The sequence below is a fragment of the Paenibacillus sp. LRG-1 genome, from assembly GCF_057220305.1.
On record NZ_CM170126.1, the window covers coordinates 6,006,589 to 6,022,270 of the forward strand.

Below are 15,682 nucleotides of genomic sequence, written 5' to 3' on the forward strand. Positions count from 1 at the left end.
AATCTTCACTGTGCTGATGGAAAAGTAACAATTTTACTGAAGCTGAAGCTGATGTGCTCTCCACTGCGCAGCTCGGCCGCTCGTTCACGCGGCACAAACATTTTCAGATGATGGGTACCGCTATCCAGCGAAACTTCCGCATAATGCCCGAGAATCATCACTTGTCTGATCGTTCCGGCTAGAGAACCATTTTCTTCCGTCGTCAGAACAATATCCTCTGGTCTTACACCAACCATGGATTCACCTGTGTATTCATGCTCTTGTGCAAACGGTATTCCGCTCACAGAGACACTGCGACCTGTGCTCACCCCCTTTAATAAATTAATACGGCCAATAAAACCCGCTACAAAAAGTGACTGTGGCTTGTCATAAATCTCCTGCGGTGAAGAGAGCTGCTCAATTCGGCCCGCATTCATAACGACGATTCGGTCGGAAATGTACAGCGCCTCCTCCTGATCATGGGTGACGAACACCATCGTCATCCCTGTCTGGGTCTGGATATCGCGCAGCTCCTCTCTCATCTCCATGCGCAATTTGGCATCAAGCGCGGAAAAAGGCTCGTCCAGCAGCAATACATCAGGCTTTAGCAGCAAAGCCCGAGCGAGTGCTACCCGCTGCTGCTGACCGCCCGAGAGCTGTCCCGGCGTTTTACGCTCTGCCCTCTCTAGCCGAACCAGCGCTAGCGCTTCCTTCACCTGACGGTCAATTTCTGTCTTCTTCACCTTTCGAATCTTCAACCCGAAAGCCAGGTTGTCATACACGGTCATATGCGGCCACAAATTATAACTTTGGAACACCATAGCCGTCGGACGCTTTTCGGGCGGCAGCTTGAGTACGCTTTTACCCTGAATCTGAATGTCGCCACTGTCCGGGTCCAAAAAGCCGCCAATGGAGCGAAGCACGGTTGTTTTACCACAGCCGGAAGGTCCCAGCAGTGTCACCAGCTCTCCCTTCATCACGTCAAGTGAAATGCCTTTGACTCCGTCTCCTGTCTTGAAGCGTTTGGTTAACTCTTGAATGGATAATTGAATGGGCATTAGCTTAGGCTCCTTTTTCAGGATTTTGCAAACTCCTCTTTTGACCAATTACGTTATTTCACCTGAAATCCGCCTGCCAGTACATCCGCACTTACAAAACGCTTGGCTGCCAATAGCAGAATGATCGTTGGCAGAGTAAGAATGACAGAGAAAACAGCGCCCGTTGTGCTCGGATAATCAGCAATGATGGAATACATGATGACTGGCATTGTTTTATAGTCCGGTGTTCCGACAAGGAGTGTCCCCTGTGCTTCATCTAGTGAAGCAAGAAAGGTAAAGATGGAGGCGACCACAATGCCGGGCAACGCCATAGGAAAGGTGATTTTCCAAAACACCCGAAATGGTCCGGCTCCGGCATCCCGCGCTGACTCCTCCTGTGCACGATGTACGCTGCGGAAGGCCGAGGAAGGAATCCAGGTCATATACATGAGCGTGTTTACCATATGGATAAGCACAATGCCTGCAAAGGTGTTCATCAACCCGAATTGGTAGAATAGTACGGCAATGGACACATACAAACCCATTTTCGGAAAAGCATGCGTAAGCAGGAATGAGAAAAGAAACCACTTACTGAGCGGGAAAGAAATTCGTGCAAAGGCATAAGCAGCAGGAATACATACGATAATGGAGCAGACCGTAACGGTAATCGCAATCAAGAAGGATAGGGAAATCGAGCTGAGTACATCATCCTGGGTAAGTACAAACTTCCACCATTCCAGTGACAAGCTCTGCGGGAGCGGTGCAGGATATTGCCATTTTCCCGAAACCGCCAAAAGGAGAAGGTTGGTCAGAGGTCCCAGGAAAAAAATGACGAAAATGACAAGCACGATGAATTCCACAATTTTGCGTGTGCCGAGTGAGCGAAGATACCAGTTCATAATTCATCCCTCTCAAGACGTCTAGACGTCCGAATCTCTTTTCTATTTGGATTATAGAGAGGGTTTGTTATCACAAATCGACAAGGAAGATAAGATTATGTAAAGGGGGAGGAACCATTTAACACTTCACAGAATAAAAAAAAGAGAGAGGCTGCTAACAGCCTCTCTCCTTGAACATGTATCAATAGCTATATCATTCTTGTCCTACAAATAAATCGGAAGCACCTGATTTGTTTGATCGCGATTACGCCCAACCGAGAAAATAGCAATTGGGATACCTGTCAGATCAGACACGCGTTGTACGTAATTGCGTGTAGTCTCAGGCAGTTCCTCCAGCGTTTTCACGCCAGTGATGTCTTCGCTCCAACCTGGCATTTCTTCATATACCGCTTCGCATTCCGCTAGCATTTTCAGGCTAGCCGGATAATGCGTAATCACCTCGCCGCGGTACTTGTAACCTGTGCAAATTTTCACCGTTTTCAGGCCAGTCAATACGTCCAGCGAGTTCAGGGAAAGACCCGTTAACCCACTGACACGACGGGCATGACGCACAACGACGCTGTCAAACCAGCCAACACGACGAGCACGACCTGTAACCGTACCGTACTCATGACCTGTTTCACGAATGTAATCGCCGACTTCATCGTTCAGCTCAGTTGGGAAGGGTCCATCACCTACACGAGTTGTGTACGATTTAGCTACACCGATGACTTGTTGAATCTTGGACGGTCCCACACCGGAACCAATACATACGCCGCCAGCCGACGGGTTGGAGGACGTAACGTACGGATACGTACCTTGGTCGATATCGAGCATAACGCCTTGCGCACCCTCGAACAGTACCTTTTGATTTGCGTCAATCGCATCATTCAACACGACAGACGTATCTCCTACATAAGGACGGATAAATTCAGCATACTCCAGATACTGTTTCAGTATTTCTTCTACGTCCAATGGCTCGCCGCCGTATACTTGTTCAATCACTTGATTTTTTTCTTTCGTTTGGTGGCGTAGCTTCTTTTCGAATTCCTCTGCATCCAGCAAATCAGCAATACGAATACCGTTACGTGCAGCTTTATCCATATAAGCAGGGCCGATCCCTTTACGGGTAGTACCAATTTTGTTAGGACCTTTGCGGTCTTCTTCCAGCACATCCAGCGTCATATGGTACGGCATAATCACATGTGCACGGTCACTAATGACCAGATTTTTTGTGGAAAAGCCATTATCATGAATGTAAGTAATTTCTTCAATAAGAGCGGCTGGATTTACTACCATGCCGTTGCCAATAACACACTTTTTATCTTCATAAAAAACGCCGGATGGAATCAGGCTCAGCTTGTACTTTTTACCGTCAATGAGAATCGTATGACCAGCATTGTTTCCGCCTTGGTAACGGGCTACCACTTCAGCGCTTTCCGCCAGATAGTCCGTGATTTTACCTTTGCCTTCGTCTCCCCATTGTGTTCCCACAACGACTACAGTTGACATGTTTCATTCCTCCGTGGAGTGCCCACAGACACTCTGATTTTGAGCTGACACACTACGCATATCCAACTTCAACCGCCTGAGCGAGCAGATATGGAGCGTTCTCGGACAGCAGGAAAAAACGTCCGTCGCAGACATTCCGTAGGTTCGGAAAGCCCCGGGCGTAATGTTCTCCCCACTGCGTTGAAGCAGCACTATAAGTGTAACAGCACCATTTTTTAAAGTCAAATAAAAAGCGAACATTATATTACATGAAAATAGTATTGTTCGTAATTGAGAGTTTCATTCCTTATATGAAAATACGTGAACCCTATAAAAAAGGACCCTTTCGAGATCGCGAAATCCGCGTCGAAAGAGCCTTTTCTAATGATACTAATATGTTATCCGGCGAACGCATCCGAATGGGCACGCTCGTAATTAGCGAATTTATTATAATTTTTGAGAAAGACCAATTCTACCGTACCGACCGGGCCGTTACGCTGCTTGGCAATGATAATCTCAATAATATTCTTCTTTTCTGTTTCCTGATTATAGTAATCATCCCGGTACAGAAACGCCACGATATCAGCATCCTGCTCGATAGAACCCGATTCCCGCAAGTCACTCATCATCGGCCGCTTGTCTTGACGCTGCTCCACACCCCGACTCAGCTGGGAGAGGGCAATTACAGGCACTTCAAGCTCACGGGCGATTTGCTTCAATGTCCGTGAAATTTCGGATACCTCCTGTTGCCGGTTCTCGCCTGCTTTGCCTCGTCCGTGAATAAGCTGCAAGTAGTCGATTACGATCATACCCAGTCCCTTTTCCGTCTTGAGACGGCGGCATTTGGCACGGATATCAGCCACAGTGATGCCGGGCGTATCATCGATATAGATTTCCGCCTCTGACAAGGCTGCAATGCCCATCGTCAGCTTCGCCCAATCGTCGTCGCCTTTAAATTCACCTGTCCGCATGACGTTCGCGTCCAGATTGGCCTCGGCGCAAATCATCCGCTGCACGAGCTGAGCGGCCGACATCTCCAGACTGAAGATGGCTACTGTCTCTTTTGCCCGAACTGCAACGTTTTGCGCAATATTCAGAGCGAACGCTGTTTTACCTACGGATGGACGGGCGGCCACAATGATCAAGTCATTGCGCTGGAAACCCGCCGTCATCTTGTCCAAATCAACAAACCCAGACGGAATCCCGGTCGTATTGCCCTTGTTCTGATGCAGCAATTCAACGCGGTCAAACACTTCCATCACGACATCGCGGATGGCAATAAAGCCACTACCTGAGCGCCCGTTGGATATCTCCATAATCTTGCGCTCAGCATCGCTCAGCATACCAGCGACATCCTCGCCACTGCTATAGCCTTCGCTCACAATCTGTGTAGCTGCACGAATCAAGCGACGAAGCATCGCTTTTTCTTCAATGATCTGGGCATAGTAATCCACGTTAGCCGCTGTTGGCACCCCGTGAGCCAGCTTCGCCAGATAACTGACACCGCCGATATCCTCTAGCTGTCCCTTGTCCTGAATTTTCGAGGTCAGCGTAACCAAGTCAATCGGCTGTCCGGATTCACCCAGCTCAATCATTGCTTCGTAAATCATCTGATGAGCCTTATCATAAAAGTCCTCGGTTTGCACCCGCTCCATTGCGGTAATCAGTGCTTCAGACTGGAGCAAAATAGACCCGATAACCGCCTGTTCAGCCTCCAGATTTTGCGGAGGAATCCGATCAAAAAATTCGCCGCCCATAATTATTCTTCAGTCACCTGTACTTTCAGCGTAGCTTTGACCTCAGGATGAAGCTTAACGGTCATTTGAGTCACGCCCAACGTACGAATCGGTTCTTCCAGCTCAATTTTGCGTTTGTCCAGCTTGATGCCAGTTTTAGCTACTGCCTCCGCGATTTGCTTGCTTGTAATCGCGCCGAACAGCCGTCCACCTTCACCAGCCTTCGCCTTGAGCTGAATCGTTGTCTCTTCCAGCTTTTTGCCGAGCGCTTGAGCCTCTTCCTTTTCCTCTTGCTTGCGCTTTTCCTCAGCAGCATTCTGATTTTCCAGCGTCTTCATATTTCCTTCTGTCGCTGGACGGGCAACACCACGCGGCAACAGGAAATTCGCTGCATAACCGTCCGACACTTCCTTAATTTGCCCCTTCTTGCCTTGGCCCTTCATATCTTTAATGAATATCACTTTCATTCAAATAACCCCTCTTCCCCATCAATTTCGGCCAGCACGTCGACCACTCTGCGCTTAGCTTCCTCCAGCGGGCAATCCAGCTGAACCGCCGCATTCGTCAGATGTCCTCCGCCGCCTAGCCGTTCCATGACGACCTGTACGTTCATGCGTCCGAGTGAACGGGCGCTGATCCCCACCAGGCCGTCAGGACGTTCACTGACCACAAAGGAGGCCAGTACATCCGTCATATTGAGTAATGAATCCGCCACCTGAGCAATCAGGAGCTGCGGTATTTTCTGTCCGGGCTCAGTTACCGCAATTGCGATATGCCCATATATCATTTTAGCATGCTTAATAATTTCCGCCTTAGCAATATATTCATCCAGGTCCTCTTTTAACATGCGCTGGATCATTACTGTATCTGCCCCACTACGCCGTAAAAAGCCGGCTGCCTCGAATGTACGCGAGCCTGTATGCAGGGAAAAATGCTTGGTATCCACCGTAATCCCCGCCAGCAGTGATGTTGCCTCCAGCGGTGTCAGTTGGACCTTCTCATGGATATATTGCAGCAGCTCGGTCACCAGCTCACAGGCCGATGACGCATAGGGCTCCAAGTAGATCAGAACCGAATCGTTAATAAATTCCTCGCCCCGACGATGATGGTCGACAACCACCACCCGGCTGGCCGTTTGCACCAGACGCGGCTCAATCGTCATTGAGGCCTTATGCGTGTCCACCACGACCAGCAGACTGTGCTCAGTCATCAGCTGGAGCGACTGCTCTGGCGTCATGAGCGCTTGCGATAACTTCTCATCCTTGTTTACCTGCTCCATCATTCGGTCGATAGACGGATTGGATTTATCCAGTACGATATGTGCCTCTACATTGTAAAGTGCCGCAGCCTTCCACACACCGATGGCCGCTCCCAATGCATCCATGTCCGGTATTTTGTGTCCCATGATCAGGACGCGGTCGCTCTCCTGCATCAGGTCACGCAGCGCATGTGCAATGACTCGGGCACGCACCCTGGTACGCTTCTCGACAGCATTGGACTTGCCTCCATAAAAGGACAGGCGCTGTCCCGCCTTCACTGCTGCCTGATCGCCCCCACGTCCAAGCGCCATATCTAGACTGGATTGGGCCAGCTCGCCTAGCTCCTTGATGCTCTCTGCACCGAAGGACAAGCCAATACTCAGTGTCATTGGTACTTTTAAATCCGCCGTCATTTCCCTTACGGTATCCAGAATGACGAATCGACTTTGCTCCAGCTCCTGAAGCGCTTTATGATTTAGCATAATGAGATAACGCTCAGAAGATAATCGACGCAAATAAATATTGTACTGATTAGCCCAAGATGTAATCTCGCTTGACACCTTTGCAATAAGCGCGGTGCGTTGCTGATCGTCCATTCCCTGAGCAGCCTCGTCCATATTATCGAGCATGACGATACCGAGCGCCAACCGCTCGTTTTCATACTGCTTGCGTAGCACCGCCAACTCCGTTACTTCATACAAATATATCAGACGCTCATCGGGCACGATCAGAAACTGATAATGACGCTCATCATGCTGTAGCTCCACCTTCAGCTCACGAGCAGGCTCCTTTGTTTCCTTCTTGGTGCTTAGAGCACCTGCGAGTTGAGGAAACAAATCTTGAAGAGACTCACCAATCAGCGATTGCTCCTCGAACATCTCCCCGGCAAACCGATTGTGCCATTCTACCGTTCGATTTTCACTGTATAAAATGATGCCGAACGGCAATGTACTAATCGCTTCCCCTTCCACCCGCTTGATCCGGAAGGAAAGACCGCTGATATATTGATTCAGTTCCCGACGAAAATCCAATTCCGTCTTCAGCATCAGTCCGCCGAGCAAGAATGACAGCAGCAGTCCTATCACACCCAGTTCCCAGTTGTACATGGAAATACATATGACAAGCACCAGCAGCAGTAAAAACGCCCAGACCGTCTGATAGCCGTGCCAGCGTTTTTGTAGAAATTTAGGCATGACTGTTCACCCTATTTCTTTGATCTTGTAATAGCTTCACGCAGCGGAAAGGCCAAATCAATAATACCTATAATGCGGAGCGGCTGGAACACCAGAACGACGAGCGACAGCAGCAACGCAATCACCGGGCTCATTTTACGGCTATGCGTCCAGAAGTATACAAAACCAATCGTCTGGATAATAAAACATGCATGAATCAGCGGTAGCATACTAATGGAAACCATTTGAATCCAGCTGCTATCGGAAGACCCTGCTATCCATTCAATTACAATTGCCAGCAGATAATACCAGATCAGCGCGCGCGGTAGCCTCCACTCGCGAGCAGGCTTCATTTTGCGTACCGGTACATCGAGACTGCTCAATGCCGGACGTGCCAAAGCATGCGTAATCACCGCCAATATGAACGAGGTCATGATCAGCACATACGGAATTTTTCCAATCAGCATTGTACCGAGTTTCTGCGTATCCTCCGCTGTCCAATTCATGTTCGAAAACATCGGATTAGCACTCAAAACCTGCTGTACTATACTTGCCGATATCGCGGCCTGATCACGAAGGTACTGCGAAAGATCAAACCCAAAAGAATACGTAGCGATAAACAGAACAACCAACAACTCGGCTAAAATAATGCCCATTCCGGTCATCAACGCCTGAAAAGCAGGTCCTCCCTTTTTATAAATCCGTCCCATCATTATTGAAGGAATCAGAAAATAAATCGCAGGGAGCAGCGAATACACATCGAGTAGCGCTATAATTAACAGCACCGGTATGACGTGGACCAGAAATCCTTTGAAAGGCAGCGATGAAAACAATACAGCGCCAGGCACAATCAGCAAAAATACGGTAATGATTCTTAATGGTGTCAATAGAGTCAGCAGCAGAAGCAAATAAATGACGCTCCATGCTACAGTTGCCAAGCGGAATTTCAACGTTTTCACCTCTTACGCATATGTTCTTCCAGTCCGGAAATGTCCTGATACCAATCCTCCAGCTGGTGTCCTTCTTTTCTGTGCTTTCTTAGCTTGTCGATGAGTAGATCATCCAATTCACGGTAAGACACTCCAAGGCGCCTCCCCAAAATATAACTGCTCATCACCAAACTCGCCAAACAATCACCAATGCGGGCTGTACTGCCTTCCCACATCGCCTTAAACAGACGGGAGACTTGGTCAAGCACCTCTGTTTTAAGCCATTCAATAACCTTGGCTCGTTTAACTACATCCATTTCTTTAGGCATATGATGAAGAGTCACACCCCTCTGAAAAAGCTTTATTCTCCATTATAGCATATCCTATTCTGAAAATAACTGTTACCCCATAAGGTAAATCGTTATTTTCGGACCAGCTTTGCTGCTTATTTTAGCTTGAAGTATTAAGCGATTCCCTGGACACAAATTTTTCACAATACTCAATAATCTGGCTGCGACGTACAATGCCAATAAACCGTTCCATATCATCTACGACGGGCACAAAATTCTGTACCTTCGCCAAATTAATTAAATCCTCCATGTTCGCGTCAATGGATACGGGCTTCATCGTAACCCGCAACGGAACGTCCTTAAGCATAAACTTAGAAGCGTTTTCAAAGGTGATTTTCCCCTCGGACTCTTTCATATGCCACAACAGATCACCTTCTGTAACTGTACCTGTATATCTACCTTCTTTATCCAAAATAGGAACCGCTGTAAAACGGTGATATTCCATCCGTTCCAACGTTTGCCGTAAAGTAGCATCCGCCGTTACACAAGCAACTTCCTGTTTGGGAAGCAAGAAAAAAGCGATGTTCATGAGAAACGAATCCCCCTCAAAATCAAATATAAATCAATTGATTATTCACTGAATGTCCTGCTTGTCGGGAAGCCTCAGCGTCTGCGGGGTTGTATCGGAATCTAGCCAGTTCGCAATCATAAGTCTGGCATATTCAAGTTCCTGTTCATTAGCCCGGTCATAATACAGGCCCTTCTTCTTGAACCCTTCCCCCGTAATCGTAAAACTTGAAATTTGTGGATTCCCCTGCGAAATAGCCTGCTTGCCAAGCCCAGTAATAAAAGTAGGTTCCATATCGGTTTTGAAATTGGCTCCCATAATATCGAGCAGCTCCGGGATTTTGGTAATTCCGTTGATATTCAGCAGCTTATCGGCCATAGCGTTCAAGAAAATTTGCTGCCGTTTTGTACGGTTGAAGTCGCTATCTTCCCGATATCTAACATAATACATGGCTTCCTCACCATTATAAAGCGGCTTGCCCGCCTCAATACGGAACTTGATATGCAGCGGATTCTTATTCTCAATGGGCTTGTCGATGGGAAGCACAACTCCACCCACTGCGTTCACCGCCTCCTGAATACCCTGGAAATTAATCGTAGCATAATAATCGGCCTTATGCTCCATCAACTTCTCTACTGTAGCCATGGACATATCTGCGCCTCCGAACGCATAAGCATGCCCCAACTTATCAAAATCATCCTCGCCATCGCGATTCGGATCATGTCCGACAATCTGTACGTACGTATCCCTTGGAATGGAAATCAAAAGCAGACGCGATTCTGCGGGCCGTACTACTGCATACATAACCGTATCCGAACGACCACGCGCCTTTTCATTTGGCCTTTCATCTGTACCCAGTAACAGCACCGAAAAGGGCTCCTTACGGTAAGCTACTGTCTCTTGCTGCTGCTGTTCACCGGATTGTCGCGGCTGATAGGATTTCTCCAGCTTGCTCTCCAACGTCGGTGATACAAACCAATCAAAAGCCACCAGTGTCAGCTGTTTGCGGAATAGGTAGCCTCCCACTGCAATCAAAAATAAAACAATACATGAAATATATAGAGCGGTAAACCTCTTTTTCTTTTTGGGCTTTCCACTGGTCCTTCTCTTATGTCTTCTCTCCATAACAGGTACCTTCCTTCTTTCCGTCACAAATCCCATCTCTTCATTAAACCGAATTGGTCCCACATGAAGCGAAAACTTCCCCTCAAAGCATAAAAGGTCTGCTACCCTGTTGTCAAAAGTATCATGGCGTGGTCAGCTTCTCAAATTCATGCCAAAAAAGGCTTCGACCTCACGGTCAAAGCCCCAATTCATGTTTATATTCGTATCCTATGTAGCTTTCAAAATCATTTTCCCCCTTAATGCGGGGCCAGTTTCACCAAATTTTGCAGTCGCACGGGGAAAGAAGTCGACAGGGCAAAACCATAATCGAACAACCTCCGTGTCTGCTCAAAACGCTCCTCCTTGCTCGGTGCACCCAACACCACAGCAACTAGCCGTCTTCCATGCTGCTCAGCTGTACCCGTGAAGCAGTATCCAGCATCGCTTGTGTATCCTGCTTTCAGTCCGTCCGTTCCCGCGTAAGAGTACGGTCCAGCCAAGGAAGGCAGCATCCAGTTCGTATTACTAATGTAGATGCCTTTATCCTTCAACTCCATCTGCGTACGGCTGGACGTTCTCAAAATCTCCGGGTGTGACGTAATCAAATAGGAGGCCAACTTCGCCGTGTCGCTTGCTGTCATTTTCGTTTCTCCCCGAATATCCTCAGGGTGATTCGGCCCCAATTCACTCTGCCCTGCTCCAGAGGCATTGCTGAAGCGACTATCGGATGACAACCCGATTTGGGCAGCTTTTCCATTCATACGCTTCACAAAAGCTGATTCATTCCCTGCTGAACGCTCCGCTAACGCGACAGCGGCATCATTCGCTGAATACACAACCATACTCTGGAACAATTCGGATACGGTCATCCTTTCACCATACCGGAGGGACAAATTCACACCGCCCACCGTACTCGCGTAACGGCTAATTCGCACTTCATCATTCCAGCCTAACCGTCCGGCCCGAATATCCTCCAGCACCAATAGCTCAGTCATGAGCTTGGACATATTTGCGGAAGGCATAGGCGTATCGCCATTCACATCCATCAGTAATTCCCCAGTATGCATGTCCATCAGCACCGCAGCCTCTGCATCCACATTCGGCTTTCCGATCAACAGGCGGGGTCCAAGCGTAATAAAAATCAATATAATAAGTACCGGGACGACAATAGCCCAACGTAACCAATGTTTTTTCATCATCGTAATAACCTCCATACTTTATTAGACGATGAAAAATCCATTTTGTCTGCAATTTTTCGAAAAAAAGATACAATTTTTTTACCTTTTGTATTCCACGCCAAAATATCCGTCAATTCTGCTTTCAGGATGACGGATATTTTGCTTCCTAATTATATATTTTAGGCAAAGTGACAGGCTACAAAATGCTGATCGCCCGCATCGCGGTATACCGGAATCTCTGTTTTACAACGTGCTTCTGCCATAGGACAACGTGTATGAAACTTGCATCCTGAAGGCGGATTGGCCGGAGATGGGATGTCTCCTTTCAACACAATCCGTTGTCTCTTGATCGTGGGATCGGGAATCGGTACTGCCGATAGCAGCGCCTTTGTGTACGGATGAAGCGGATTACTGAACAGTTCCTCCTTGGAGGAAAGCTCTACCATTGAACCCAGATACATCACACCAATCCGGCTACACAGATGCTCGACTACACTTAGATCATGCGAGATGAACAGATAGGTCAATTGGCGTTCCTGCTGCAAATCACTTAACAAGTTAATAATCTGGGCCTGAATAGACACATCTAGAGCAGATACCGGCTCATCAGCCACAATAAAATCAGGATTCAAAATCAAAGCCCTTGCAATCCCGATCCGCTGACGCTGGCCGCCAGAGAATTCATGCGGATACCGATCATAATGATACGAGGACAGCCCACAAATATTCAGCGTTTCATTGACCTTCTTCCGCAGCTCACTACGATCAATCAACCCGTGATCCAGCAACGCCTCTCCAATGGCTTCACCGACCTTAATTCTCGGATTCAGTGAGCTAAAAGGGTCCTGAAAGACGATTTGCAACTTCGGACGAAGCGCACGAATCTGCTCTTTGTTTAACGCGTGCAAGTCTTCGCCTTTGTATCGTACCGATCCCTCTGTCTTATCCATCAATCTGAGAATCGTACGTCCAATCGTACTTTTACCACAACCCGATTCTCCTACCAGACCGAAGGATTCACCCTTATGAATGTTAAAGGATACATCATCGACTGCTTTCACATGTCCGACAGTACGCTGAAAAATCCCGCCTGTGATCGGGAAATACTTTTTCAGCCCTTCCACTTGAATCAAAGGCTCGCTCATATCCGTTGCCCTCCTTCTTTCTCATATAGCCAGCAGGCAACCTTATGACCATTCTCCTTTTCATTCAAAGGAGGAGCCTGATCCTTGCAAATTTGCATACAGTGGGAGCACCGATCATGGAAATGACAATTTTCCCCCAACTCAATTGGATTTGGAACCTGTCCTGGGATGGAATACAGTCGATCCATTTTCTGATTAATGACGGGCTTCGCCTTTAATAAGCCTTGAGTATATGGATGCTGCGGATTTTTAAACAGCTCAATGACAGGAGCCTCTTCAATGACGTTTCCAGCATACATAACGACCACATAATCAGCCATTTCTGCCACGACACCCAAGTCGTGCGTAATCAGCATAATGGACGTTTTAAGCTTATCCTTCAAGTCCCGCATTAAATCCAGAATCTGTGCCTGAATCGTAACATCCAGTGCCGTTGTTGGTTCATCCGCAATCAATAGCTTCGGATTACAGCTTAATGCGATGGCAATCATGATCCGCTGGCGCATACCGCCACTCAATTCATGAGGATAGGAATGGAATATTTCTTCCGATCGTGAAATCCCCACCAAATTAATCAGCTCAATTGCCCGAGTACGTGCTTCTTTTTTACTCATTAATGTGTGCATTAGCAACGGCTCCGTGATCTGTTCCCCAATCGTAAGCACTGGATTCAGAGAAGACATGGGCTCCTGAAAAATAATCGAGATGTCATTGCCGCGAATTTGCTGCATTTGACCTTTATTGAGTTTTAGAAGGTCCTTGCCCTCAAACCAGATTTGTCCGTCTGAGGTGTGGGGAGAATCAATTAACCGCATCATCGTCATCGCTGTTACACTCTTACCGCAACCAGATTCTCCTACCACACAGAGCGTTTCACCCTCACGAATTTTAAAACTGACGTCATTGACCGCTTTGACAGTTCCGTTAGAGGTATGGAAGTGGGTTTTCAGGTTACGAAATTCAATCAAAGCATTTTCCATAAACGTTCGTCTCCTACTTCTTCATTTTAGGGTCCAGCGCATCACGCAAACCGTCGCCAATCAGGTTAATCGCTACAACTGTAATTAGAATACACATTCCCGGCGGCACCCATATCCAAGGCCGTTTGCGGAAGTCAATTAGGTTATTCGCAGCCGATATCATGTTCCCCCACGAAGGTGTGGGCGGCACAACGCCGATTCCCAAGTAACTGAGCGCAGATTCTGTAATAATCGCACCCGCTACTCCAAGCGTAGCCGTAACAATAATGGTTGGAATCGTGTTCGGCAGCAAATGTCGGAATATTTTTCGGCGGTCTCTCAAGCCTAGCGCTTCCGTCGCCTGCATGAACTCCTGTTCACGCAGGGTAAGAATCTGCCCCCTGACCAGACGGGACAAGCTAGTCCAGCTCAAGACCCCGATAATGAGCATCAGAAAATAAATGCGATTCGACGGATCGACCTTCAAATCCGACAGAACAGCACCTAAAATAATAAGCAGCGGTAATGTAGGGAGTGCCATGAAAATATCGGCAATCCGCATAATAACCGTATCCACGCCTTTACGATAAAACCCTGCTAGCGCACCCAACGTCGCTCCGATCATGACCGAAATAAACGTGGCGACCAGCCCTACCGTCAAGGAAATACGGCCGGCCAGCATTGTACGCAGCAAAATATCTCTACCAAACTTATCTGTACCAAGCCAGTACTTAGCATTAGGCGATAAATTTTTGTCAGCTAGCTTGTAATCATCTAAATGATAAGGTGAAATCATCGGTCCAAAACTACAAATGACAACCATCAGAATTAATATAACGAGACCAGCCAAAGCCAGACGGTTTTGGTTAAAACGGCGAACGGCGATTCTCCATGGAGACGCTTCAGGACGGATCGCCGCCTTTTGATTCGTTTCAATCGTGACTGTTTCTGCGGACAATAGTATCCCTCCTACTTCAAGCGAATTCTTGGATCTGCCATGCCATACAATACATCAGAGAGCAAATTACCGATAAGCGTAAGCAACGCTAAGAAAATCGTGAAGCCCAACATAAACGGATAATCTCGCATACTAATCGACTCCAGATAGACCTGACCCACACCCGGCCACACAAATACCTTCTCCAGAATCATCGCCCCACCAAATAAGGCCGGAAGCTCGAAGCCGAGTAGTGTGATGGCTGGAATCAGTGCATTGCGCAGTGCGTGCTTGAAGATAACCGTACGTTCCTTCAAGCCTTTGGCGCGTGCGGTACGAATATAATCCTGACGAATGACCTCCAACATGCCTGTACGGAAATACCGGGTCAGACTTCCTGTGCTCAGCATCGTAAGTACGAGTGTCGGCAGGAACATATGCTTGAGAACATCCACCATATAAGCCCACGAGCCTGGCTCCATCCCTGCTGTGGTCATGCCCCCAACCGGGAGAATTCCCCACTCCAGGGCAAATATTTTGATGACCAATAGACCAATAAAAAATGAAGGCAGCGACATACATAAGAAAATGAATAATGTGACAAACTTATCGAATAACGAATATTGAAACTTGGCTGAAAATACTCCTGCAATAACCGCAATCAACCAGCTAAATATAAGACTAAAAAAAGCGATAATAAATGAGTTCCATACATAATTGCCAATGACCTTCGTTACTGGCTGCTTATGCTGTAATGAATCCCCCATATTCCCCTTTAACATATTACCGGCCCATATAAAATAGCGTTGGTATTCCGGTTTATCCAGCCCGTAGATATGTCGTAGCTGCTGCGCCTTTTCGGCCGTCATATTTGGGTTCTGCTTGGCTGTAATATAATCACCCGGCACCATGGCTGAAATCGCAAATACGATAATGGATATGCCAATAAGTGTGGGGATGAGTTGCAGCAGTCTTCGAATAATGTACTGCTTCATATTCATTCCTCCAGACGAATAAAGT

At 47.5% G+C, this 15,682-nt stretch carries 15 protein-coding genes; all 15 read right to left on the minus strand.

The features are described from left to right. Window positions 1-5: 5 nt before the first annotated feature. Window positions 6-1,037 carry an ABC transporter ATP-binding protein gene (locus tag ACUUJN_RS26680; RefSeq protein ID WP_484669130.1) on the minus strand — a complete coding sequence of 344 codons (1,032 nt, stop codon included), beginning with the start codon at window positions 1,035-1,037 and terminating at the stop codon, window positions 6-8. Between the two features lie 53 nt (window positions 1,038-1,090). Beyond that, window positions 1,091-1,915: an ABC transporter permease gene (locus tag ACUUJN_RS26685; protein WP_023991134.1), complete on the minus strand. Its 825-nt coding sequence runs from the start codon at window positions 1,913-1,915 to the stop codon at window positions 1,091-1,093. Window positions 1,916-2,119: 204 nt separating this feature from the next. Further along, window positions 2,120-3,406, minus strand: coding sequence for an adenylosuccinate synthase (locus tag ACUUJN_RS26690; RefSeq protein ID WP_025723148.1), 1,287 nt, complete (start codon window positions 3,404-3,406; stop codon window positions 2,120-2,122). Window positions 3,407-3,783: 377 nt separating this feature from the next. Beyond that, entirely contained in the window at window positions 3,784-5,142 is a 1,359-nt protein-coding gene (dnaB, locus tag ACUUJN_RS26695) for a replicative DNA helicase (RefSeq protein ID WP_023991136.1), read from the minus strand. Between the two features lie 2 nt (window positions 5,143-5,144). After that, the gene (rplI, locus tag ACUUJN_RS26700) at window positions 5,145-5,588 is read right to left on the minus strand and encodes a 50S ribosomal protein L9 (RefSeq protein WP_023991137.1); all 444 of its coding nucleotides are present in this window, start codon (window positions 5,586-5,588) and stop codon (window positions 5,145-5,147) included. Continuing rightward, complete coding sequence (locus ACUUJN_RS26705) at window positions 5,585-7,573, minus strand: DHH family phosphoesterase (protein ID WP_023991138.1); 1,989 nt, start codon at window positions 7,571-7,573, stop codon at window positions 5,585-5,587. The genes rplI and ACUUJN_RS26705 overlap by 4 nt, the downstream gene beginning before the upstream one ends. Before the next feature lie 11 nt (window positions 7,574-7,584). Further along, window positions 7,585-8,502, minus strand: a complete 918-nt coding sequence (locus tag ACUUJN_RS26710; RefSeq protein ID WP_023991139.1) for a DUF2232 domain-containing protein — start codon at window positions 8,500-8,502, stop codon at window positions 7,585-7,587. A gap of 5 nt (window positions 8,503-8,507) precedes the next feature. Beyond that, window positions 8,508-8,810: a MazG-like family protein gene (locus ACUUJN_RS26715; RefSeq protein ID WP_484669131.1), complete on the minus strand. Its 303-nt coding sequence runs from the start codon at window positions 8,808-8,810 to the stop codon at window positions 8,508-8,510. 121 nt (window positions 8,811-8,931) lie between these two features. Continuing rightward, a complete protein-coding gene (locus ACUUJN_RS26720) occupies window positions 8,932-9,360 on the minus strand; it encodes a CBS domain-containing protein (RefSeq protein ID WP_013312792.1) in 429 nt (142 codons plus the stop codon). Between the two features lie 45 nt (window positions 9,361-9,405). Continuing rightward, window positions 9,406-10,464 carry an LCP family protein gene (locus tag ACUUJN_RS26725; RefSeq protein WP_160788390.1) on the minus strand — a complete coding sequence of 353 codons (1,059 nt, stop codon included), beginning with the start codon at window positions 10,462-10,464 and terminating at the stop codon, window positions 9,406-9,408. Between the two features lie 236 nt (window positions 10,465-10,700). After that, complete coding sequence (locus ACUUJN_RS26730) at window positions 10,701-11,642, minus strand: D-alanyl-D-alanine carboxypeptidase family protein (RefSeq protein WP_023991141.1); 942 nt, start codon at window positions 11,640-11,642, stop codon at window positions 10,701-10,703. A 158-nt stretch (window positions 11,643-11,800) separates the two neighbouring features. Beyond that, the gene (locus tag ACUUJN_RS26735; protein WP_013312795.1) at window positions 11,801-12,766 is read right to left on the minus strand and encodes an ABC transporter ATP-binding protein; all 966 of its coding nucleotides are present in this window, start codon (window positions 12,764-12,766) and stop codon (window positions 11,801-11,803) included. Then, a complete protein-coding gene (locus ACUUJN_RS26740) occupies window positions 12,763-13,746 on the minus strand; it encodes an ABC transporter ATP-binding protein (protein ID WP_430177670.1) in 984 nt (327 codons plus the stop codon). Before ACUUJN_RS26740 ends, ACUUJN_RS26735 begins: the two co-directional genes overlap by 4 nt. A gap of 13 nt (window positions 13,747-13,759) precedes the next feature. After that, window positions 13,760-14,683, minus strand: a complete 924-nt coding sequence (gene opp4C, locus ACUUJN_RS26745; RefSeq protein WP_160788392.1) for an oligopeptide ABC transporter permease — start codon at window positions 14,681-14,683, stop codon at window positions 13,760-13,762. An 11-nt stretch (window positions 14,684-14,694) separates the two neighbouring features. Further along, window positions 14,695-15,657, minus strand: coding sequence for an ABC transporter permease (locus ACUUJN_RS26750; RefSeq protein WP_023991143.1), 963 nt, complete (start codon window positions 15,655-15,657; stop codon window positions 14,695-14,697). Window positions 15,658-15,682: the final 25 nt, after the last annotated feature.

What these genes read in the sequence shown, in the direction of transcription:
- ACUUJN_RS26680 (WP_484669130.1), bottom strand. Translation starts at nt 1,037, where the DNA reads ATGCCCATTCAATTATCCATTCAAGAGTTAACCAAACGCTTCAAGACA.
- ACUUJN_RS26685 (WP_023991134.1), bottom strand. Translation starts at nt 1,915, where the DNA reads ATGAACTGGTATCTTCGCTCACTCGGCACACGCAAAATTGTGGAATTC.
- ACUUJN_RS26690 (WP_025723148.1), bottom strand. Translation starts at nt 3,406, where the DNA reads ATGTCAACTGTAGTCGTTGTGGGAACACAATGGGGAGACGAAGGCAAA.
- dnaB (WP_023991136.1), bottom strand. Translation starts at nt 5,142, where the DNA reads ATGGGCGGCGAATTTTTTGATCGGATTCCTCCGCAAAATCTGGAGGCT.
- rplI (WP_023991137.1), bottom strand. Translation starts at nt 5,588, where the DNA reads ATGAAAGTGATATTCATTAAAGATATGAAGGGCCAAGGCAAGAAGGGG.
- ACUUJN_RS26705 (WP_023991138.1), bottom strand. Translation starts at nt 7,573, where the DNA reads ATGCCTAAATTTCTACAAAAACGCTGGCACGGCTATCAGACGGTCTGG.
- ACUUJN_RS26715 (WP_484669131.1), bottom strand. Translation starts at nt 8,810, where the DNA reads ATGCCTAAAGAAATGGATGTAGTTAAACGAGCCAAGGTTATTGAATGG.
- ACUUJN_RS26720 (WP_013312792.1), bottom strand. Translation starts at nt 9,360, where the DNA reads ATGAACATCGCTTTTTTCTTGCTTCCCAAACAGGAAGTTGCTTGTGTA.
- ACUUJN_RS26725 (WP_160788390.1), bottom strand. Translation starts at nt 10,464, where the DNA reads ATGGAGAGAAGACATAAGAGAAGGACCAGTGGAAAGCCCAAAAAGAAA.
- ACUUJN_RS26730 (WP_023991141.1), bottom strand. Translation starts at nt 11,642, where the DNA reads ATGATGAAAAAACATTGGTTACGTTGGGCTATTGTCGTCCCGGTACTT.
- ACUUJN_RS26735 (WP_013312795.1), bottom strand. Translation starts at nt 12,766, where the DNA reads ATGAGCGAGCCTTTGATTCAAGTGGAAGGGCTGAAAAAGTATTTCCCG.
- ACUUJN_RS26740 (WP_430177670.1), bottom strand. Translation starts at nt 13,746, where the DNA reads ATGGAAAATGCTTTGATTGAATTTCGTAACCTGAAAACCCACTTCCAT.
- ACUUJN_RS26750 (WP_023991143.1), bottom strand. Translation starts at nt 15,657, where the DNA reads ATGAAGCAGTACATTATTCGAAGACTGCTGCAACTCATCCCCACACTT.